The organism is Halobellus sp. Atlit-38R (assembly GCF_003665925.1).
GTDB classification, from domain to species: domain Archaea; phylum Halobacteriota; class Halobacteria; order Halobacteriales; family Haloferacaceae; genus Haloquadratum; species Haloquadratum inordinatus.
Window position 1 is genome coordinate 1 of sequence record NZ_QXIJ01000343.1, and the last position, 453, is coordinate 453.

General features: G+C 74.8%; 1 protein-coding gene. It reads left to right on the forward strand.

The genetic code is table 11. The features are described from left to right. Nucleotides 1-121: 121 nt before the first annotated feature. Nucleotides 122-453, forward strand: a 332-nt coding sequence (locus D3D02_RS19745) for a formate--tetrahydrofolate ligase (RefSeq protein WP_121571393.1), incomplete at its 3' end; no start/stop codon positions are given.

The window sequence follows — 453 nt, forward strand, 5'->3', positions numbered from 1 at the left end:
AGCGTCGTCGTGCGCGGCGACGAGAAGCGCGCCGAGGTCGTGGTCCCGCCGTTCCTCGACCGCTGATAGTTGTCACCAAGCCCCGAGCAACGCTCATACGAGCGGCCCGAGAAGCGCCGGTATGGCGCCCACCGATCCCGCGAGCGACGCGACTGGGGTACCGGAGTCGGACCTCGCCGTCGCGCGAGCGACCGATCCCCGGGCGATCGAGGAGGTCGCGGCCGACCTCGGGCTCTCCGCCGACGACGTCGAGCGGCGCGGCGACGGCGTCGCGAAGCTCACGCACGCGGCGGTCCGCGACGCCGTCGGCGACGGAGCGGACGCTTCCGGGGCCGCGGCGGAGTCAGCCGGGACGACCGTCCTCGTGACGGGCATGTCGCCGACGCCGAAGGGCGAGGGGAAGACCGTCACCACCGTGGGGCTCGGGCAGGGGCTCGCCGCGCTGGGCGAGCG